This is a genomic window from Loktanella sp. PT4BL (genome assembly GCF_003201935.1).
In the GTDB taxonomy this organism is placed as follows: Bacteria; Pseudomonadota; Alphaproteobacteria; order Rhodobacterales; family Rhodobacteraceae; genus Yoonia.
Map to the genome: position 1 here is coordinate 39,689 of NZ_QJJL01000005.1, position 19,204 is coordinate 58,892.

Genomic DNA, 19,204 nt, shown 5'->3' on the forward strand with positions numbered 1-19,204 from the left:
GCAGAGCAATGGAAAACGCATTCACAATCGCGGCCTATGTGGTCGCAGCTATCCTGTTCATTCTGTCGCTGGGTGGCCTTTCGGGGCAGGAAAGCGCGAAACGCGCGGTCTGGTACGGCATCGCAGGCATGGCTTTGGCGGTCTTTGCGACGCTTGTAGGCCCGGGTTCCGGTCTGGGGCTGTTGTCGGTCATCCTGATCGCATTGGGCGGCATGGTGGGCTATCAATTGGCCACCAAGGTCGAAATGACACAGATGCCCGAGCTTGTGGCGATCATGCACTCAATGGTCGGTCTGGCAGCGGTTTTCGTAGGCTTCAACGCCGACCTGATGATCAACACCATCGGCGCGTTGTATGAAGCCAATGGTCAGGTCATGGGCGCTGTCGGGCCGGATGGGATTACGGCCATCGGCCTGCCCAAGGAAATCTATGACGGGCTGAGCGCATTCGGTCAGTTGATTGCCAAGAAATCCAGTGTCGAGATCAGCATTCTGCGGGTCGAACTGGTGCTGGGCATCTGGATCGGTGCGGTGACCTTTACAGGTTCCGTCATCGCCTATGCAAAGCTCGCCGGCAATTCGAGCAAGCTGCCGTTCAAAGTGGACACAGGGGCCAAGAAATTGCCCGGTGGTCATTTGCTGAACGCAGGTGCGGCGGCCCTTTCTGTGATCCTGCTGATCGCTTATATGGGCGGCAGCGGTTCCTGGGCGCTGGTTCTGCTGACGCTGGCGGGCCTTTTCATCGGCTATCACCTCATCATGGGGATCGGCGGCGCGGATATGCCTGTCGTTGTGTCGATGCTGAACAGCTATTCCGGCTGGGCCGCGGCCGCGATCGGCTTCTCACTCGGCAATGATCTGTTGATTGTTGTGGGTGCACTGGTTGGCTCGTCCGGTGCGATCCTGTCCTACATCATGTGTAAGGCAATGAACCGGTCCTTTGTCAGCGTGATCCTGGGTGGCTTTGGCGGCCCGCAGGGCGAGCAGATGGCAGTTGAAGGTGAACAGATCGCCATTGATGCGGACGGTGTTGCAACGGCGCTGAACGAGGCCGACAGCATCATCATCATTCCGGGTTACGGTATGGCGGTGGCGCAGGCGCAGCAGGCGGTGTCCGAACTGGTGCGCAAACTGCGTGCCAAGGGCAAGAACGTGCGCTTTGCGATCCACCCCGTTGCGGGGCGTTTGCCGGGGCATATGAACGTGCTGCTGGCAGAGGCCAAGGTGCCTTATGACATCGTGATGGAGATGGACGAGATCAACGAGGACTTCCCTGATACGGATGTGGCCATCGTGATCGGCTCCAACGATATCGTGAACCCTGCGGCACAGGACGACCCCAACAGCCCGATTGCTGGCATGCCAGTGCTGGAATGCTGGAAAGCCAAGCAGGTGTTTGTGTCCAAGCGCGGGCAGGGCACCGGGTATTCGGGCATCGAGAACCCGCTGTTCTTCAAAGAGAATACGCGCATGTTCTACGGGGACGCGAAGAAGTCCCTGGATGAATTGTTGCCCAAGATTGATTGAAGGTAAGGTGGGTTTGAACCCACCTTACGCAAAGGGGCGGCGCTGCAAAGCGCCGCCCCTTTGCATTTACGTAGGGTGGGTGAAACCCTCGCCTCTTACGTCAGATAAGTATTGAACCAGCCAATCGTGCGATCCCATGCCAGTTCGGCCATCGCCTCATCATAACGCGGCGTGCTGTCGTTGTGGAAACCGTGGTTGGCGTTCTCGTAGAAGTATTCCTCAAACACCTTGCCGTTGGCTGCGAGTGCTTCGCTATAGGCCGCTGCCCCTTCATTGATCCGCTCGTCCAGCGCGCCGTATTGCAGCATAAGCGGGGCCTCGATCCGCGGCACATCCTCAACCGCTGCTTGGCGACCATAGAAGGGCACACCTGCGTTCATTTCAGGATAGGCCACAGCCAGTGCATTCACCACACCGCCGCCATAGCAAAAGCCCACAGCGCCCACGCTGCCGGTGCTGTCGTCGCGGGTCATCAGGTGTTCAAACCCCGCAAAGAAATCATTCATCAGCTTTTCGCCATCCACCGTGCGCTGCAATTCGCGCCCTTCGGCGTCATTGCCGGGATAGCCGCCCACGGATGTCAGACCATCGGGGGCCAGCGCCATGAACCCTGCCTTGGCAACGCGGCGGGCGACGTCTTCGATATAGGGGTTTAGACCACGGTTTTCGTGGATCACGAGCACCGCAGGCAGCGGTCCGGTGGCATTAGCGGGTTTGACCAGATAGCCGCGCACCTCGCCATGGCCGTTGGGCGAGGGATAGGTGATGTACTCGGGCAAGATATCGGGGTCGTTGAACGACACCTGCTGGGCCAGCGCGTAGTCGGGGCTGAGCATGCTGAGCAGGGCCGCAGCCGTGAGACCGCCCACGGCGAATTTGCCCGCCTTATCCAGAAACTCACGTTTGGAAATTTTGCCGTGTGCGTAGAAATCATATAGATCAAGCAGTTCTTGATCAAAGTCCTTGGCCGTCATGCGTGTCATTGATGCGATCTCCTGTTGGAACGGGTTTGTCCCGATCCAACAGATTTATGCCGCGCAAGCCCTAAGGCAAATCACAAGCCGCGGATGCGTGGATCAAGCGCATCGCGCAACCCGTCGCCGATATAGTTCACCGCCAGTACCGTCAGCGAAATCGCAAGGCCGGGCCACAACACGCGCTCGGGGAAGGCTGTCATGCGGTCAACGCTGTCAAACAGGATCTTGCCCCATGTCGGGAAGTCCGACGGGAAGCCAAGGCCAAGGAAAGACAAAGCACTTTCGGTAATGATCGCTGTGGCAAGGCCCAGCGTGGCAGAGACCATGATCGGAGAGAGCACATTGGGCAAAATATGCCGTGTAATCATCCGCCGTGGCGGTGTGCCGATGGAACGGGCGGCAAGGACGAATTCCCGCTCTTTGAGCGCCATGACGTCGCCACGCACGATCCGTGCGGTCTGCATCCAGGATGTAATCCCGATGCCCACAACAATCAGGATGAAGATCCCGTTCTCGGGTCCGAAGGCCGCACGCAGCGGATCGCGGAACAAAAGCATCATGACCAGCAAGAGCGGCAAGAGCGGTAGGGACAGCACCAGATCGGTGAAACGCATCAGCAACCCGTCAAGGCGGCGGAAATACCCTGCCAGCACACCAATCAGCGTGCCAAGGAACACAGCCAAAATCATCGCGGTCCAGCCTACGGCCAATGAAATCCGCCCGCCTTGCATGATATTGGCCATGATATCGCGGCCCAGATTGTCGGTGCCCATCGGGTTGGCCCAGTTCACCTTGGCGTCGCTGTCAAACAGCAGCATGTAGATCGGGCGCACATCCTTGTTGCGGATATCAAGCTTCCCGGGGTCCACCTGCCAAAGCCATGGACCAATGGTCACGAAAAGCGTGATGAAGATCAGAAAGCCCAAGCCGAACACCGCGCCTTTGTGGGTCCTGAACTGGTCCCAGACATCCAGCCACTGGTTGCGGGGCTTTTCGATCGCTTCTTTTGCCACAGTTGCATCAGTCATAGCGGATCCTCGGATCAAGTATGCCGTAGAGAACATCGGCAATCAGGTTCATCATCACGATCAGCACCGCGAGCAGGAAGGTGATTGTCATGACCATCGGAATATCCGAGCCTTGCAGCGCGATAATCAAAAGCTGACCAAGGCCGTTCACTTTGAAAATCTGTTCGGTAATGATTGCACCGCCAAAGATCGACGGAATGCCCAAGGCAATCACGGTCACAACAGGGATCATCGAGTTGCGCAGCACATGCTTGAGCACGACCACGCTTTCCGACATGCCTTTGGCGCGGGCTGTGCGGACGTAATCCTGGCTGAGGTTATCCAGCATCGACGCGCGCATATAGCGGCTGACCTGTGCTGTGGTTTGCAGCGCCAGCACCATCACAGGCATGATCATCTGCAAAAGCTGGGTTTTGAATGTCTCCCACGAATTCACCACCAGCGTGGTGTCATAGATCGACGGCAGCCATTGCAGCTGGACCGAGAAGATCACGATCAGCAGAACGCCCGAAAAGAAGGGCGGCACCGAAAAACCGATCATGCTGACGAATGTACCCGCATTGTCGAAGACGGAATACTGCTTGTAGGCACTGATGATCCCGATGGGCAGGGCGATCAGCACGCCCACGACATAGGACATCGCCACAACCCAGAGCGTCTGTGGCAGGCGCTGTGCGATCACGTCAAAGACGGGGCTGCGCGACTGGAAACTGATGATGCGCTGGGCACCGTCGGCAAAATTGGTGCCGAAGGCATTGTCGATCCAGTATTGCGGCTCGACGATAAAGAACTGGTTGAGCCAGAGCGGGAAGCGGATCCACCAAGGTTCGCCCAGTCCCAGTGCCTCGCGCATTTGCTGGCGCACTTCGGGCGGGATCGACAGGGGCATGCTGGCCATCGGGTCGCCGGGGGCAAGCTCCAGCAGCATGAAAATCACAAAAGCAATGAAGATAAGCGTCGGGATCGACAGCAGCAATCTACGGATGGTGTAGGTCAGCATTTACGACGCCTCTGTACATGGCTTTGGAAGAAGGAAGGGGCGGCGCAGTCCCGGACTTGCTCCGGGACCTCTTGCGCGGGGCAAGAGGCCCCGGATCGTGGTCCGGGGCTGCGTCAGTGATTTACTGACTGATGCGGTACCAGTCGGCGATGTTCCACAGCTCGCTGTCCCATGTGTTCAGGACAACGCCGCCAAGTGTGACGGAATGTGCAGACACACGACCACGGTCGACCAGCGGCACGATGATGTTGCTGTCTTTTGTCAGCATATCATTGAGCGCGCGGCCAATGCGGCCCCGCTCTTCGAGATCCGCAGTCGCGGCCAACTCGGCCCAAAGCGCATCATAGGCCGGGTCACAGACACGGTTGATGTTCTCGCCCTGCCACTGTGTTTCCGGCGATGGGATGTTGTCGCACAAGTAAGCGCCCAGATAGGCCTGTGGGTCTGTGCCGGGGAAGTTGTTGGCGTACATTTCAACGTCCGCATAGAAACGCTGGAATGTGTCGGGCGAACCCGGGTCACCACCAAAGAAGACACCCGCATCAATGTTGCGCAGTTCGGTTTCAACGCCAATCTCTTCCCACCACTGCTTGATCAGGGCCTGAAAGTCCTGACGCACCGCGTTCGTGGATGTCTGGAAGAGGATCGACAGACGCACGCCGTCTGCGTTCACGCGAACGCCATCGGAGCCCATCATGAAGCCTGCCTCATCCAACAGCGCATTCGCGCGGTCCATGTCCTGTGTCAGACAGGCGGTGTTGTCGGACGCATAAAGCGCAGGGGCCGGCACGAGGTTACAGGTCGCACGACCAGCCTGACCGTAACCCACTTCAACGAGCAGATCGCGGTCGATAGCGATAGAGAGCGCTTCACGCACGCGGGCATCTGTCAGGAAGGGGTGTGGTGCGGCCACAGTCGAGCGCACGCCTTCTTCCAGTGCTGGCGATGGGTCGGTCAGGTTCATCTCGATCCGCTCGACCAAGGTCCCGAATGCGGAGACAGGCACACCCATGCCACCTTCGGCCATGGAGGCGATCACATCAGGTGCAAGTTGCATGTTCCAGGCGTAGTCAAATTCGCCAGTTTCCATAACAGCACGGCCAGCGGCCGTTGCATCACCGCCGCCTTTGAAGGTCACAGTTGCGAAGGCTGGCTTGCTTGGGTCGCGGTAGTTCGGGTTGGCTTCAAACTGGACCACGTCATTGACGCGGAAGTCTGTCACTACAAACGGACCTGTGCCAATGGGCATGAAGTTGGCATCGGTGCACTCAGGTGCACGTGGGCCAAGGCATTCTGCAAACTGGGCCGCCTGAATGATGGGCGATTCGTGGCCGACAAAGGCCTGATAGGGGTTCGGTGCGGGGCCGGTGAAGTTCACCTTCACTGTCTTGTCGTCAAGCATCTCGACGCTTTCCACGTTCGAGAATTTCGCGCCTTGCGCACAGCCACCACCGTCAGCGGTGCAGTATTCGAATGTGAACTGGACATCGCGCGATGTTACTGGTGAGCCATCGGACCAGACGACATCGGGGTCGATCTGCCATGTGATGGATGTCAGGTCCTCGGACACGCCGCCATTGCTGACGGTCGGAATAGCCGTTGCCAGATAAGGCACCATCATGCCGGTTTCGTCATAGCGCGCGAGCGGTTCGAGCACGAGGCTGGCCGCTTCGATGTCTTTTGTACCACCCGACAGGAACGGGTTCATGATTGAGACAGCTTGCCAATAGATGATATTTACGTTGCCGTCGCGGCCGCGCTCTTGCGCATGGGCCATCGGCGCAATCGCAAGGCAGGCAACAGCGCCCATCAGGGCTGTTTTGAGTTTCATTTTATCTTCTCCTTGTTGGTGCTCATTTTTTTGCCTCTTAACCTGCCGTTTCGTCAGCAGTGTTCGTTGTCTCGTTATAAAGGTGGCAGGCCGTGAAACGGCCTGGCTGCACCTCGCGGTATGCGGGTTCCACGCGTTTGCAGATGTCCATGACAGCAGGGCAGCGCGTGCAGAAATTACAGCCCGCGGGCGGGTTCGCGGGCGAGGGGACATCGCCCTTGAGGATGATCCGCCGCGTTGCGCGCGCAAGGCTCGGGTCCGGTTCGGGAACAGCCGAGAGCAGCGCTTTCGTGTAGGGGTGGAGCGGGTCGGCATAGAGCCCTTCGCGCGGTGCCAGTTCAACGACTTTGCCCAGATACATGACCGCAACGCGTGTCGCGATATGGCGCACCATCGACAGATCGTGGCTGATGAACAAATAGGTGAGGCCGAATTGTTCCTGCAGGTCTTCCAGCAGGTTCACCACCTGCGCCTGAATAGACACATCAAGGGCGGCAATCGGTTCGTCACAAACGATGAACTTTGGGTTCAGTGCAAGCGCGCGGGCAATACCGATCCGCTGGCGCTGCCCACCCGAGAATGCATGCGGATAGCGTTTGGCGAATTTGCGGTTCAGGCCGACCGCATCCATCAATTCACCCACTTTTTCGCGCTTCTCGGCATCCGACAGCTTGGTATGCTCGTCCAGCGGTTCTTTGATGATATCCTCGACAGTCATGCGCGGGTTCAGCGAGGCCTGCGGGTCTTGAAACACCATCTGCATCGTGGGGCGCATGTCACGCAGGGCAGGTTGCGGTGTCGCGCCGATTTCGCGCCCGTCAATTGTTATCGACCCTGACGTGATGTCGTAAAGGCGCAGCACAGCGCGCCCGCAGGTGGACTTGCCGCAACCGGATTCGCCAACAAGACCAAGGGTTTCCCCCTCAAATACATCAAAGCTGACACCATCAACCGCCTTCACTTCACCCACACGGCGGCGCAAAAGCCCGGCATGGATCGGAAAGTGCATTTTCAGGTCTTTGACCGAAACCAGCGGCTTTTTGGTGTCATCAAGCATCGCGTGGCTCTCCGGTGCGGGCGTCAAAGAAGCAGGCGGCGTCGTGGCCTTCGCCCAGATCATATCGCGGCGGATTTTCCACCGCACAGCGATCAAAGGCCACATCACAGCGCTCACGAAACGGGCATGCGGTGGGCGCACCGGTCATGATCGGCGGCTGGCCTTCGATAATCGTCAGACGGGCGGACCGTGCCCCATGAATCTTCGGAATCGTCTTCAGCAGGGCGCGGGTGTAGGGGTGCTGCGGGTTGCTGAAGAGCTCTTTCACCGGTGCATGTTCAACCACTTGGCCGCCATACATGACCATCACACGGTCCGCGATCCCCGCAATGACCCCAAGGTCATGGGTGATCCAGATCACCGCCATCCCCAGCTTGTCGCGCAACTCCTTCATCAGTTCCAGAATTTGCGCCTGTATCGTCACATCGAGCGCTGTTGTCGGCTCATCCGCGATCAGAACCTGCGGATCACAGGCCAAAGCGATAGCAATCATCACACGCTGGCGCATCCCGCCGGAAAACTGGTGAGGGTAGTCATTCAGGCGGCGCTTGGCATCAGGGATACCCACCAGTTCCAACAGCTCTTGCGCACGCTCTGCGGCCTGGCGTTTGTTCATACCCATGTGTTTGCGCAGCGGTTCCATGATCTGGAACCCGACCTGATAGACAGGATTGAGCGAGGTCATCGGGTCCTGGAACACAAAACCGATTTTGCCACCGCGCACCGTGCGCAATTGCTCGGGTGTCACGCGCAGCAGGTCCTTGCCATCGAACATAACGGTTCCGCCGCGCACATCAGCCGGTGGCGAGGGCAGCAGGCCCAGCAAAGACATCATCGTTACGGATTTGCCCGAACCGCTCTCGCCGACAACACCCAGCAATTCACCGGGGCGCAGCGAGAAGCTGACATCGTTGACCGCATGAACCTCGCCGCCGCGTGTTTTGAAAACGGTTTTGAGGTCCCGGACATCCAGGACAGGCAGCGCCCCATCGAGCATATGGAACCTCCCAGGTGGTTCGGTACTTTGTTATTTGCACCAGATTCTCATGTGACTGGTTGCGCTAACCACAGACGGTATCATCAAATTGCGGTACCGCAAGTGATAACCTAATTGCAGACCCAGATTGGACACGTCAGAGTAGGGTTGCCATCAATATGGGCATCTTGCGCGAAAAGATGCGAGGATGGCAGCTGATCTTGAAAGGACTGATATGACACTCACCGCCAGAGAACTGATGGACCGCCTTGTCGGTTTTCCCACGGTCAGCCGCGAGAGCAACCTTGATCTGATTGATTTTGTTGAAGATTATCTGAACGAATTTGGAATCGAGTCCACCCGCGTGCCCAATGAAGACGGCACTAAAGCCGCACTTTACGCCCATGTGGGTCCGCAGATTGATGGCGGCGTGGTGCTCTCTGGTCATACGGATGTTGTGCCTGTTGACGGGCAGTCGTGGGATACCGACCCCTTCAAGGTGACCGAGCGGCAGGGCAGGCTTTACGGGAGGGGTACCTGCGATATGAAAGGGTTTGATGCGCTGGCGCTCTGGGCTGTTCCACTAGCGCTTGAACGCGGGATCAAACGCCCGCTGCAAATCGCGCTGAGCTATGATGAAGAGGTCGGCTGCACAGGCGCGCCGCCGATGATCGACCATTTGGTCAGCATGGGCCTGCCGCGGGCCGATACGGTTCTGGTGGGCGAGCCGTCGATGATGAAGGTCGTGACAGGCCATAAAGGCGGCATCGGCTACAAGATGCATTTCCGTGGGTTCGAGGTGCATTCCTCTCTGGCACCCACAGGCGTGAGTGCGATCATGATGGCTGCCAAGCTGATCAACTGGGCCAATGAGGTGAACGCCGAAAACGCGGCCAAAACCCCCAGCGATCTGGCGGCGGAATTCGTGCCGCCCTACACAACATTGCATGTCGGCACGATCAGCGGCGGAACGGCGCATAACATCACCGCCAAGGATTGCTACTTCGGTTTCGATTTCCGCATTGTGCCGGGTGAAGATATCGCCGCATGGCAGGCACGCTTTCAGGCCAAGCTTGCCGAAATCGAGGCCGAGATGAAAGCGATCCGCCCCGAGGCGGGCATCACTGCGGATCAGTATTTCCATGTGCCGGGCCTTGTGCCCGAGCATGAGGGCAAGGCCGAAGCACTTGTCCGCAAACTGACCGGCGAGAACGCCCGCAATGTCGTCAGCTACGGCACAGAGGCAGGGCAGTTTCAGGAACGCGGCTATTCGGCCGTGATCTGCGGCCCCGGCGATATCGCGCAGGCCCATCAGCCCAACGAATACATCACCGTTGACCAGTTCCAGCAGGGTGAGGCATTCATGCGCCGCCTTGTGGACATGCTGGCCGAGTGAGACACATAAAGCCACACCCCAACCGGAGCCCGACTTATGCCTGTAAAGAATCGCTTTGCCGAACTGCTGCCAGAAATCACCGCTTGGCGGCACGACCTGCATGAAAATCCCGAAATCCTGTTCGAGACGCACCGCACCTCGGCTATGGTGGCCGAAAAGCTCACAGCGTTCGGTTGCGATGAGGTTGTGACAGGCATCGGGCGCACAGGAGTCGTGGGCGTCATCAAGGGTAAATCCAATACGTCGGGCAAAGTCATCGGGTTGCGCGCCGATATGGATGCGCTCCCGATTCACGAACAGACCGGTCTTCCTTATAAATCCAAGACAGACGGTGCGATGCATGCTTGCGGGCATGACGGGCATACGGCGATGCTCTTGGGGGCTGCGAAATACCTGGCCGAGACACGGAATTTCGACGGCACCGTTGTTGTGATTTTCCAGCCAGCAGAAGAAGGTGGCGGCGGTGGTCGTGAAATGTGCGAAGACGGCATGATGGACCGCTGGGGCGTGCAGGAGGTCTACGGCATGCACAACTGGCCCGGTCTTCCCTTGGGCAGCTTCGCGATCAGGCCGGGTGCATTCTTTGCCGCAACCGACCAGTTCGATATCATGATCGAAGGCAGAGGCGGTCACGCCGCCAAGCCGCATGAGACCGTGGATAGCACGCTTGTTGCCGCCCATGTGGTGACAGCGCTGCAATCCATTGTCAGCCGCAATGCGGATCCTGTGGATCAGATCGTGGTCTCCGTCACGGCGATCGAAAGCTCGTCCAAGGCCTTCAACGTCATCGCTCAGCGGGTGCATATGAAAGGTACTGTACGCACCATGTCGACGGCGATGCGCGACCTAGCGCAGCAGCGGCTCAAAGCTATTGCCGAAGGAACAGCGGCCGCTTTCGGCGCCAAGGCTGATGTCACCTACTATCGCGGTTATCCCGTCATGGTGAACCATGCAGAACAAACAGAATTTGCTGCCGAAGTGGCGAAGTCGGTCTCTGGCGCTTGTGCGGACGCACCTTTGATCATGGGCGGCGAAGATTTTGCCTTCATGCTCGAGGAACGGCCCGGCGCCTATATTCTTGTGGGCAACGGAAACACCGCTGCGGTCCATCACCCTGAATACAACTTCAGCGATGAGGTGATCCCTGCAGGGTGCTCTTGGTGGGCGGAAATCGTCGAACAGCGGATGCCAGCGGCCTGATGTGGGAAGAACGCTATAGCAGCAGCGACGGCTATCTTTTCGGCACCGCGCCGGCGGCGGTTCTGGCTGAAAACCCATGGGTGGTTCTCGAAGGTGCATCCGCACTTTGCGTGGCGGACGGTGAAGGGCGCAACAGTGTGCATCTTGCCCGTCATAGCATGAAGGTGACCGCCTTTGATCCCTCCCCGACGGCCATTACACGGGCGGGAGAGCTTGCCGCTGATGCGGGTGTGGTGGTCGATGCCCATGTGTCGGACTGGGACAGATGGGACTGGTCACAGCAATACGACATGGTCGTTGCGATCTTTATCCAATTCGCTGACCCCGCATTTCGGGCGCGCCAGTTCCGCAACATGCAGTCCGCGCTGCGCAGTGGCGGACGGATTTTGCTTCATGGCTACAGGCCCGAGCAGATCGGACGGGGCACCGGCGGGCCGCCGTTTATCGAGAACATGTATACCGAAGCGCTTTTGCGCGAGGCTTTTGCAGGTTGGACGATTGAACGCTGTGCTGTTTATGAGCGCGATCAAAGATCCGGTAGTGCCCACGTAGGACAAGCGGCGCTGATCGATTTTGTCGCGCGCAAACCGTAAGGTGGTTCCACCTTACCTAGCCACCGGTATGCGACATATGCCGGCTGACCTGCCCGTCGACTTGTTGGCGTGAATAGTCGAAATCATGGCCCTTGGGCTTGAGCGCAATCGCGGCGCGGATCGCATTTTCCAGATCGATATCGGCCTCTGACGCGCGCAAAGGGGCGCGCAGGTCTGAATGGCCCTCCTGACCCAGACAGGTGTAAATCTGGCCAGTGCAGGTAATCCGCACACGGTTACAGCTTTCGCAGAAATTGTGGCTGAGCGGTGTAATGAACCCGATTTTCTGACCGGTGTTTTCAACACGCACATACCGCGCGGGGCCGCCTGTCTTTTCAGGCAAATCCGTCAGTTCCGAGCGTGCGGCAAGGCGCGTGCGCAGGTCTTTGAGCGACCAATACTGGCCAAAGCGGTCTTCATTGCCCAGATCGCCCATCGGCATGACCTCGATGAAGGTCAGGTCCATATCGCGCGACGCGCACCAGTCGGTCAGTTGCTCCAGCTCGTCCTCGTTAAAGCCTTTCAGGGCGACCGTATTGATCTTGACCCGCAGCCCCGCTTTTTGCGCGGCATCAATTCCTTTCAGAACCTGGGGCAGACGGCCCCAGCGGGTGATGTCGGCAAATTTGGCCTCATCCAGCGTATCAAGCGATACATTCACCCGCCGCACGCCAGCGGCGTAGAGATCATCTGCAAACCGCGCCAGTTGGCTGCCGTTGGTGGTCAGGGTCAACTCGTGAAGCGCGCCGCTGTCCAGATGCCGCGACATGCCGCGAAAGAAGGTCATGATCTCGCGGCGCACCAGAGGTTCGCCCCCTGTGATGCGCAATTTGCGCACCCCCAAGCGGACAAATGCCGAGCAAAGGCGGTCAAGCTCTTCCAGCGACAGAAGTTCCTTCTTGGGCAGGAAGGTCATGTTCTCGGACATGCAATAAACGCAGCGGAAATCGCAGCGGTCGGTGACCGAGACGCGCAGGTATTCGATGGCGCGGGCGAAAGGATCAATGAGTGGCTGTGTCATGTCACCGAACCTACGCGCGGGCGGTGCCTTGCGCAAGGCACATGGCCTCCGTTGTGTCTGTGTTTTCGAAAGCATAGTCTGTGGGTATGAGACTGATCCTGACTATCCCCGTCATCGCCCTAACCGGCTGTTCCACGCCTTCGTTTCAAGGGCCGTTCGGGCCTGCACCGGATGCTGATATTGCCGCACCCGTGCCAACACTCAACCCGGCGCCCCCGCCACCCCCGCCTCAAAATGCCGTGACGATCGCGCAATTCGACACCACCAGCGCAGAGGACCGTGCCGCAGCGATCGCGACCGCACCTGCGGCTGCGCAGCCCTTGGGCCGCACAATCGCATCGCTGGGATCGCCTGCCGAGGCTGGCATCTGGTTGAAAACGCCACTGGTGGCAGCGTTGACGCCGGGCCGCGTCACGTATCAGGATAAAACGATCAATATCGAGCTGCGCCCCTCGGGCGGGGCTGCAGGTTCAGGCAGCCAGATCAGCCTTGCCGCGATGCGCCTGATTGAAGCGCCACTGACGTCCTTGCCTAAATTGACGGTATTCGCGGCCCTCTGAACCGGCAGGATGTGCGGCATCAGGCAGGATGCCTCCGGCGGAAGTTTGATTGGACATGGAAAATCAGGCGGCAGGAATGCCTATTGTGGCAGTTTGCGACCGGCCTCTTTCACCGCAAAAGGTTTCATATCCGCCTGATGCGCATCCAGAAAGGCGCCTACGCGCGCAGGATCATGTTTGGACAATTCGCGTAACCACCAAGCAATCGCTTTCTGGATGAACCAGTCGTGGTCTGTCACATAGCCTGCAGCCCAACCCAACACCCGCTCGCGGATCGCGAGATCGGCCGGTTTGGGGTGGTTCTGCTTGGTCCACGGCAAGGTCATCACAAGGGCCGCGCGGCGCGTCCACATGTGGTCAGAGGTGGTCCATGTGGCGACCTCATCCAGACGGGACGGGTCTGCGACCAGCCGTTTTTGGCCTGCAATGCAGGCGTGATCCGCGACAGCCCAAGCGTCAAACTCCGGCACCCATGACACAATCAAGGCCCAGGCGCCCGCATCATCCGGTCTGATCCGTGCTTGTGTCAGCAGTTTCGCCGCCGCAATGCGCCCTTCATGGGTGTTGCCTTTCCACAGGCCCCTGGCCAGTGCGAGGCGTTCTTCAAGCGCGAGTCCGGCGCGCCAGCTCTTGACCTGTTCGTCAATCACCGGATTGGCGATGCCCAGATAGGGGCGGTCCACTTTGTGATAGCGGTGCATATCGGCGGCCTTTGCCGCATCGCCGAGGGCGCGCAGTTGGGCGATCGCAGTTTTGGGTGTGATCATTCCACTGTCACCGATTTGGCAAGATTGCGGGGTTGGTCCACATCGGTGCCTTTGGCGACGGCTGTGTGATAGGCCAAGAGTTGCGCAGGGACGGCATAGAGGATTGGCGCAAGAAACGGATCGACTTCGGGCATGATGATTGTCTCCCAGACACCGGTACTTGCCTCGGCAGCGCCTTTTTGATCGGTGATCAAGAGCACCTTGCCACCGCGTGCCATGACCTCTTGCATGTTCGACACGGTCTTTTCAAAGAGACTGTCGCGCGGGGCCATCACGATGATCGGGACGTGTTTGTCGACAAGGGCGATGGGGCCGTGTTTGAGTTCGCCAGACGCATAAGCTTCGGCATGTATATAGCTGATTTCTTTTAGTTTAAGCGCGCCTTCCAGTGCGAGGGGATACATCGCGCCACGCCCCAGAAACAGGATATCGCGCGCCTCGGCCAGCTTGCGCGAAATCGACTTGGTCTTGTCCTCGATCCCGAGTGCGAGGCTCAAAAGCCCGGGCAGGCTGCGCAAGGCGGCCAGCTTTTCGGCCAGTTCCGCATCATTGATCCTGCCGCGCATCTGTGCGGCGCGCAGGGCGAGGATGGCCAGCGTCGTCAGCTGGCAGGTAAACGCCTTGGTCGAGGCCACGCCGATTTCGGTTCCCGCCAGAATGGGCAATGGCATATCGCTCTCGCGCGCGATCGAGCTTTCGGGGACGTTGACGACCGACATAATCTTGTCCGCTTTGCCCTGCATGTAACGCAGTGCTGCCAGCGTATCGGCGGTCTCGCCCGACTGGCTGATGAAAAGTGCAACCGTGCCCTTGGTTACAGGCGGTTCGCGGTAGCGGAATTCAGAGGCGACATCGACCTCGACAGGGATGCCTGCGATCTGTTCAAACCAGTATTTTGCAACGAGGCAGGCATAAAAGGCGGTGCCACAGGCCACCATCGTCATCCGTTCGACCTGCGCAAAGTCGATCTCGGGGTCGGGCATGGTGACGGCGGTGGCTTCGGCGTTGATGTAATGCGACAGCGCACCTTGCAACACGACAGGCTGTTCCGCGATTTCCTTGGCCATGAAGTGCTTGAAACCGGCCTTGTCGACCATGGCACTGTCAATCTGGATCGTCTTGATCGCGCGATTGGCGATAGTGCCGTTCGCGTCGCGGATTTCGACCGTGTTGCGCGTGATCACCGCCCAGTCGCCTTCTTCGAGATAGCTGATCCGGTCGGTCATCGGGGCCAGGGCAATCGCATCAGAGCCCACGAACATCTCGCCCGTGCCATAACCAATTGCGAGGGGGGAGCCTTTGCGCGCCGCGATCAGAAGATCGTCTTCGCCATCAAAGAGGAAGCAAAGCGCATAGGCCCCTTCAAGCCGTGCAATCGTCTGTTCCGCCGCATCGCGGGGCGACAGCCCTTGGTTGCGGAAGTGATCTGCCAGCAAGGCAACTGTTTCCGTGTCCGTGTCGGTGGCAAAACCGACGCCCTGTTCGGCCAAAAAGGCGCGCAATTCGCGGAAGTTTTCAATGATCCCGTTGTGCACAACGGCCACGCCACCGGCGCGGTGGGGGTGAGCATTCACGACGTTGGGCACGCCATGGGTGGCCCAGCGGGTGTGTCCGATCCCGGATTTGCCCGCCAGCGGTTCATGCACCAGCAGGTCCGAGAGATTTACCAGCTTGCCCACCGCACGCCGCCGGTCCAGTGCGCCATCGTTGATCGTGGCAATACCCGCGCTGTCATAGCCGCGATATTCCAGCCGTTTCAGCGCCTCGACCAAAAGGGGGGCGGCTTCGTGATCGCCCAATACGCCAATGATACCACACATGGTTAAGACCCTTTTGCTTTGCGTGCTTTGAGTTTTTCGAACAGGCGTATGGCAAAGCCCGCTTTGTTTTCCTGCCGCGCGCGGCCCACGGCCAAAGCACCGGCTGGCACGTCCTTGGTCACCACTGATCCGCTGCCGGTCATGGCTGCATCGCCGACGCTGACAGGGGCCACCAGCATTGTGTTGGAGCCGATGAATGTATCCTGCCCGATTGTCGTGTGGTGTTTGAACACGCCGTCATAATTGCAGGTGATCGTGCCCGCGCCGATATTGCTACGCGCGCCGATTGTGGCATCGCCGATATAGGACAGGTGATTGACCTTCGCACCCTCGGCAATCTGCGCGTTCTTGATCTCAACGAAATTGCCAATCTTGACGTCCTCGGCCAGTTCCGCGCCGGGGCGCAGCCGCGCATAGGGGCCGATCACCCCGCCGCGCGCGACATGGCAGCCCTCAAGATGGCTGAAGGCCCGGATCATAGCCCCCGATTCGACCGTCACACCGGGGCCAAAGACGACATTGGGTTCAATCACCGTATCGCGGCCGATGACGGTGTCATGGGCGAAGAAAACGGTTTCGGGGGCGGTCAGGGTGACGCCGTCCTCTTGGGCCTGATATCGCGCGTCTTGCTGGAAGAGCGCCTCGGCGCGGCTCAGTTCGGCGCGGGAATTCACGCCAAGCGTTTCGGCCTCATCGCAACGGACCACGGTAGCGGAAAGCCCCCGCGCGCGGGCAATGCCGATGATATCGGTGAGGTAGTATTCGCCGGCGGCGTTCTCATTGCCAACCGCGGCAACCAGATCAAGAAGTGTCGCACTGTCAGCCGTAATAACGCCGCTATTGCAGAGTGTTACGGCGCGTTCCTGATCCGATGCATCCTTGAATTCGACAATCCGGTCCAACTGATCGCCCCGCATGATCAGCCGCCCGTAGCGCCCCGGATCAGCGGCCTCAAACCCGAGCACTACAACGTCGTGGGTCAGGCGAGCCGCGGTCATGGCGGCGAGTGTTTCGGGGCGGATGAACGGTGTATCGCCATAAAGCACCAAAGCATCGCCATCGAAACCTGCCAGAGCGTCGCGGGCCTGTGCGACGGCATGGGCAGTGCCCAGCTGTTCGGACTGGATTGCGATGGTCACGTCAGCGTCATAGGCCTTGGCTGCTTTCTCGACCATATCTGCCCCGTGGCCTGCGACGATGACGGTGCGTGCGGGGTCCAGCGCGGCACCGGCTTTCATGGCGTGCACCAGCATCGGCGCGCCTGCGATTTCATGCAGGACCTTGGGCAGGTCGGAATTCATACGCGTGCCCATGCCTGCGGCTAAGATGATCAATGCGGTTGCCATTGCTGCCTCGAACCTTGTTGTTCCCTGCCTTCTACTGCCCTTTTTCAGTATCACAAGGGGAAGGGGGTTCACATCAGTTTACAGGGCGTTACAGAGTGAATGGCAACAAAGGGAAAGCTGATGACAAAACGCACTGTAATCTTTGATCTTGACGGCACGCTGGCAGATACCAGCGGCGATCTGATTGCCGCTGCCAATAGCTGCTTTCGCGGGCTGGGTTTGGGCGATCTGCTGGATCATGCGACCGATGCCGCCACAGCACTGCGCGGTGGGCGGGCGATGCTGACGCTGGGCTTTTCGCGCGTTGAAGGGTTCGGGCAGGCCGAGGTTGATGCACAATATCCCGTGTTGCTGGCCGCCTATGCGCAGGCGATTGATACCCACACCGTGCTTTATCCCGGTGCCATGGAGGCTGTCGAACGTCTGCTGTCTGCCGATTATGCCGTGGGGATTGCCACGAACAAACCTGAAGGGCTGGCCGAAACCCTGATGCGCAGCCTCGGGGTCCGTGATGCATTCGGCTCGCTGATCGGGGCCGATACGCTGCCGGTGCGCAAACCCGACCCAGCACATCATTTCGAGGCTGTGCGCCGTGCAGGGGGTGATCCTGCGCGCTCGCTTCTGGTGGGGGATACGGCGACCGATCGCGACACATCGCGCAATGCCGGCGTGCCGTCGGTGCTGGTCACCTTTGGCCCCGGGCGCGATGATGTGCTGGCCCTTGATCCCGAGGCCACGATTGATCACTACGATGAACTGGACGCAGTGGTGGCCCGGCTGATCGGGTGAATTGGCCCTATGCGCGGGGGACAAGTGATGCTTTGATGCAGGCGTAAACCGCATCAGAGTGACCCCATGACCGAGATTTTTAAAGGCAGTTTCACCCAGCAGGAACCGATCCCCGCCGAAGGGATCGCTGCGGCCAATGCCGTGATGCAATCAGGCCGCTTGCACCGCTACAACACCAGCGGCGACGAGATTGCGGAAACGGCCCTGCTGGAAGAGGAATTCGCTGCGACAGTAGGCGCGAAATACTGCCTTGCGGTGGCTTCGGGCGGGTATGCAATGACAACGGCTTTGCGCGCCTGCGGCGTGCAGCATGGCGACAAGGTGCTGACCAATGCCTTCACGCTGGCCCCAGTGCCGGGTGCGATTGCGGCCGTGGGCGGTGTGCCGGTCTTTGTCGGCGTGACCGAGGATCTTGTCATTGATCTGGATGATCTGGAGGGAAAGCTGGATCAGGCCAAGGTCTTGCTGCTCAGTCATATGCGCGGCCATATCTGCGATATGGAGCGGCTGATGGCGCTCTGTGAAGCCGCCGGTGTCGATGTGATAGAGGATTGCGCCCATACCATGGGGGCCGCTTGGAACGGCGTGCCTTCGGGGCGTTGGGGGCGGTTTGGCTGCTATTCAACGCAAACTTACAAACACATCAATTCCGGCGAAGGCGGGTTTCTGATTTGTGACGGGCCCGAGGACATGGCCCGCGCGATCATGCTCTCAGGCAGCTATATGCTGTTTGAAAAACACCGTGCCGCGCCGCCAGTCGCGACATTTGCCAAGATCAAATATGAAACGCCGAACATTTCGGGGCGGATGGACAATCTGCGCGCGGCGATCCTGCGCCCGCAACTGCGCAATCTGGCTGCACAAGCGGCGCGCTGGAACGCACGCTACCGCGTTCTGGAAAAAGGACTGGCCGAAACACCGGGTCTGCGCCTGATTGTGCGTCCTGAAAAAGAACAGTTCGTGGCCTCTTCGTTCCAGTTTCTGCTGCTCGATTGGGCACCTGCCGCGGTCGAGGCTGTGCTGGCGCGCTGTGCGGCGCGCGGGGTCGAACTGAAATGGTTCGGCGGAGCAGAGCCGAAAGGCTTTACCTCGCGCTATGACAGCTGGCGCTATGCGCCGTCCGCGCCCATGCCCGCGTCGGATCGTGTGCTGGCGGGCGTCGTCGATATGCGCCTGCCGCTGACGTTCAGTCTTGAGGATTGCGCGCTGATCGCACGGATTATCCGCGCCGAGGTTTCAGCGGTCTATCAAGGTCAGGTTGCTGCTGAATAGCGGACAAGGGGCCGCGTCGATCAAAAATGACTCGACAGGGCGGTG

At 59.2% G+C, this 19,204-nt stretch carries 17 protein-coding genes; 7 read left to right on the forward strand and 10 right to left on the reverse strand.

All coding sequences use genetic code 11. From position 1 onward, the window contains the following. The first annotated feature begins 8 nt into the window (after nt 1-8). Nucleotides 9-1,526 (forward strand): NAD(P)(+) transhydrogenase (Re/Si-specific) subunit beta, encoded by a 1,518-nt coding sequence (locus C7964_RS14930; protein ID WP_110280473.1) that lies wholly within the window; start codon nt 9-11, stop codon nt 1,524-1,526. Nucleotides 1,527-1,621: 95 nt separating this feature from the next. Here C7964_RS14930 and yghX read toward each other — a convergent pair whose 3' ends face one another. From yghX to C7964_RS14960, 6 genes are all read right to left on the reverse strand, one after another. Further along, the gene (gene yghX, locus C7964_RS14935) at nt 1,622-2,509 is read right to left on the reverse strand and encodes a YghX family hydrolase (RefSeq protein ID WP_110280474.1); all 888 of its coding nucleotides are present in this window, start codon (nt 2,507-2,509) and stop codon (nt 1,622-1,624) included. Nucleotides 2,510-2,580: 71 nt separating this feature from the next. After that, nucleotides 2,581-3,531: an ABC transporter permease gene (locus C7964_RS14940; protein ID WP_181417205.1), complete on the reverse strand. Its 951-nt coding sequence runs from the start codon at nt 3,529-3,531 to the stop codon at nt 2,581-2,583. After that, on the reverse strand, nt 3,524-4,531 hold the full coding sequence (locus C7964_RS14945) for an ABC transporter permease (RefSeq protein WP_110280476.1): 1,008 nt from the start codon (nt 4,529-4,531) through the stop codon (nt 3,524-3,526). The genes C7964_RS14940 and C7964_RS14945 overlap by 8 nt, the downstream gene beginning before the upstream one ends. A gap of 121 nt (nt 4,532-4,652) precedes the next feature. Next, a complete protein-coding gene (locus C7964_RS14950) occupies nt 4,653-6,362 on the reverse strand; it encodes a peptide ABC transporter substrate-binding protein (RefSeq protein ID WP_110280477.1) in 1,710 nt (569 codons plus the stop codon). A gap of 37 nt (nt 6,363-6,399) precedes the next feature. After that, nucleotides 6,400-7,419, reverse strand: coding sequence for an ABC transporter ATP-binding protein (locus C7964_RS14955; protein ID WP_110280478.1), 1,020 nt, complete (start codon nt 7,417-7,419; stop codon nt 6,400-6,402). Then, on the reverse strand, nt 7,412-8,416 hold the full coding sequence (locus tag C7964_RS14960; protein WP_110280479.1) for an ABC transporter ATP-binding protein: 1,005 nt from the start codon (nt 8,414-8,416) through the stop codon (nt 7,412-7,414). The genes C7964_RS14955 and C7964_RS14960 overlap by 8 nt, the downstream gene beginning before the upstream one ends. A 187-nt stretch (nt 8,417-8,603) precedes the next feature. On the opposite strand from C7964_RS14960, the gene argE reads away from it, so the two are divergent. From argE to C7964_RS14975, 3 genes are read left to right on the forward strand one after another with little or no spacing between them, the layout of a single operon-like run. Then, nucleotides 8,604-9,791 (forward strand): acetylornithine deacetylase, encoded by a 1,188-nt coding sequence (argE, locus tag C7964_RS14965; RefSeq protein ID WP_286163980.1) that lies wholly within the window; start codon nt 8,604-8,606, stop codon nt 9,789-9,791. A 36-nt stretch (nt 9,792-9,827) separates the two neighbouring features. Then, nucleotides 9,828-10,991, forward strand: a complete 1,164-nt coding sequence (locus C7964_RS14970) for a M20 aminoacylase family protein (protein ID WP_110280480.1) — start codon at nt 9,828-9,830, stop codon at nt 10,989-10,991. Beyond that, on the forward strand, nt 10,952-11,584 hold the full coding sequence (locus tag C7964_RS14975) for an SAM-dependent methyltransferase (RefSeq protein ID WP_353652422.1): 633 nt from the start codon (nt 10,952-10,954) through the stop codon (nt 11,582-11,584). The genes C7964_RS14970 and C7964_RS14975 overlap by 40 nt, the downstream gene beginning before the upstream one ends. 16 nt (nt 11,585-11,600) lie before the next feature. On the opposite strand, the gene moaA is transcribed toward C7964_RS14975, so the two are convergent. After that, on the reverse strand, nt 11,601-12,605 hold the full coding sequence (gene moaA, locus C7964_RS14980; RefSeq protein ID WP_110280482.1) for a GTP 3',8-cyclase MoaA: 1,005 nt from the start codon (nt 12,603-12,605) through the stop codon (nt 11,601-11,603). 86 nt (nt 12,606-12,691) lie between these two features. Here moaA and C7964_RS14985 point away from each other — a divergent pair, with 86 nt between their 5' ends. Next, nucleotides 12,692-13,165 (forward strand): D-galactarate dehydratase, encoded by a 474-nt coding sequence (locus C7964_RS14985; protein WP_181417206.1) that lies wholly within the window; start codon nt 12,692-12,694, stop codon nt 13,163-13,165. 80 nt (nt 13,166-13,245) lie between these two features. Here C7964_RS14985 and C7964_RS14990 read toward each other — a convergent pair whose 3' ends face one another. From C7964_RS14990 to glmU, 3 genes are read right to left on the reverse strand one after another with little or no spacing between them, the layout of a single operon-like run. After that, the gene (locus C7964_RS14990; protein WP_110280588.1) at nt 13,246-13,929 is read right to left on the reverse strand and encodes a DNA alkylation repair protein; all 684 of its coding nucleotides are present in this window, start codon (nt 13,927-13,929) and stop codon (nt 13,246-13,248) included. Continuing rightward, nucleotides 13,929-15,752, reverse strand: a complete 1,824-nt coding sequence (gene glmS, locus C7964_RS14995) for a glutamine--fructose-6-phosphate transaminase (isomerizing) (RefSeq protein WP_110280483.1) — start codon at nt 15,750-15,752, stop codon at nt 13,929-13,931. The genes C7964_RS14990 and glmS overlap by 1 nt, the downstream gene beginning before the upstream one ends. 2 nt (nt 15,753-15,754) lie before the next feature. Then, nucleotides 15,755-17,098 carry a bifunctional UDP-N-acetylglucosamine diphosphorylase/glucosamine-1-phosphate N-acetyltransferase GlmU gene (glmU, locus tag C7964_RS15000; RefSeq protein ID WP_110280484.1) on the reverse strand — a complete coding sequence of 448 codons (1,344 nt, stop codon included), beginning with the start codon at nt 17,096-17,098 and terminating at the stop codon, nt 15,755-15,757. A 120-nt stretch (nt 17,099-17,218) separates the two neighbouring features. Here glmU and C7964_RS15005 point away from each other — a divergent pair, with 120 nt between their 5' ends. Beyond that, complete coding sequence (locus C7964_RS15005; protein ID WP_110280485.1) at nt 17,219-17,887, forward strand: HAD-IA family hydrolase; 669 nt, start codon at nt 17,219-17,221, stop codon at nt 17,885-17,887. A gap of 66 nt (nt 17,888-17,953) precedes the next feature. Continuing rightward, nucleotides 17,954-19,159, forward strand: a complete 1,206-nt coding sequence (locus C7964_RS15010) for a DegT/DnrJ/EryC1/StrS family aminotransferase (RefSeq protein WP_110280486.1) — start codon at nt 17,954-17,956, stop codon at nt 19,157-19,159. Nucleotides 19,160-19,204: the final 45 nt, after the last annotated feature.

Coding starts and splice junctions, on each gene's coding strand:
- C7964_RS14930 (WP_110280473.1), top strand. CDS start 9: ATGGAAAACGCATTCACAATCGCGGCCTATGTGGTCGCAGCTATCCTG.
- yghX (WP_110280474.1), bottom strand. CDS start 2,509: ATGACACGCATGACGGCCAAGGACTTTGATCAAGAACTGCTTGATCTA.
- C7964_RS14940 (WP_181417205.1), bottom strand. CDS start 3,531: ATGACTGATGCAACTGTGGCAAAAGAAGCGATCGAAAAGCCCCGCAAC.
- C7964_RS14945 (WP_110280476.1), bottom strand. CDS start 4,531: ATGCTGACCTACACCATCCGTAGATTGCTGCTGTCGATCCCGACGCTT.
- C7964_RS14950 (WP_110280477.1), bottom strand. CDS start 6,362: ATGAAACTCAAAACAGCCCTGATGGGCGCTGTTGCCTGCCTTGCGATT.
- C7964_RS14955 (WP_110280478.1), bottom strand. CDS start 7,419: ATGCTTGATGACACCAAAAAGCCGCTGGTTTCGGTCAAAGACCTGAAA.
- C7964_RS14960 (WP_110280479.1), bottom strand. CDS start 8,416: ATGCTCGATGGGGCGCTGCCTGTCCTGGATGTCCGGGACCTCAAAACC.
- argE (WP_286163980.1), top strand. CDS start 8,604: ATGGCAGCTGATCTTGAAAGGACTGATATGACACTCACCGCCAGAGAA.
- C7964_RS14970 (WP_110280480.1), top strand. CDS start 9,828: ATGCCTGTAAAGAATCGCTTTGCCGAACTGCTGCCAGAAATCACCGCT.
- moaA (WP_110280482.1), bottom strand. CDS start 12,605: ATGACACAGCCACTCATTGATCCTTTCGCCCGCGCCATCGAATACCTG.
- C7964_RS14985 (WP_181417206.1), top strand. CDS start 12,692: ATGAGACTGATCCTGACTATCCCCGTCATCGCCCTAACCGGCTGTTCC.
- glmS (WP_110280483.1), bottom strand. CDS start 15,752: ATGTGTGGTATCATTGGCGTATTGGGCGATCACGAAGCCGCCCCCCTT.
- glmU (WP_110280484.1), bottom strand. CDS start 17,098: ATGGCAACCGCATTGATCATCTTAGCCGCAGGCATGGGCACGCGTATG.
- C7964_RS15005 (WP_110280485.1), top strand. CDS start 17,219: ATGACAAAACGCACTGTAATCTTTGATCTTGACGGCACGCTGGCAGAT.
- C7964_RS15010 (WP_110280486.1), top strand. CDS start 17,954: ATGACCGAGATTTTTAAAGGCAGTTTCACCCAGCAGGAACCGATCCCC.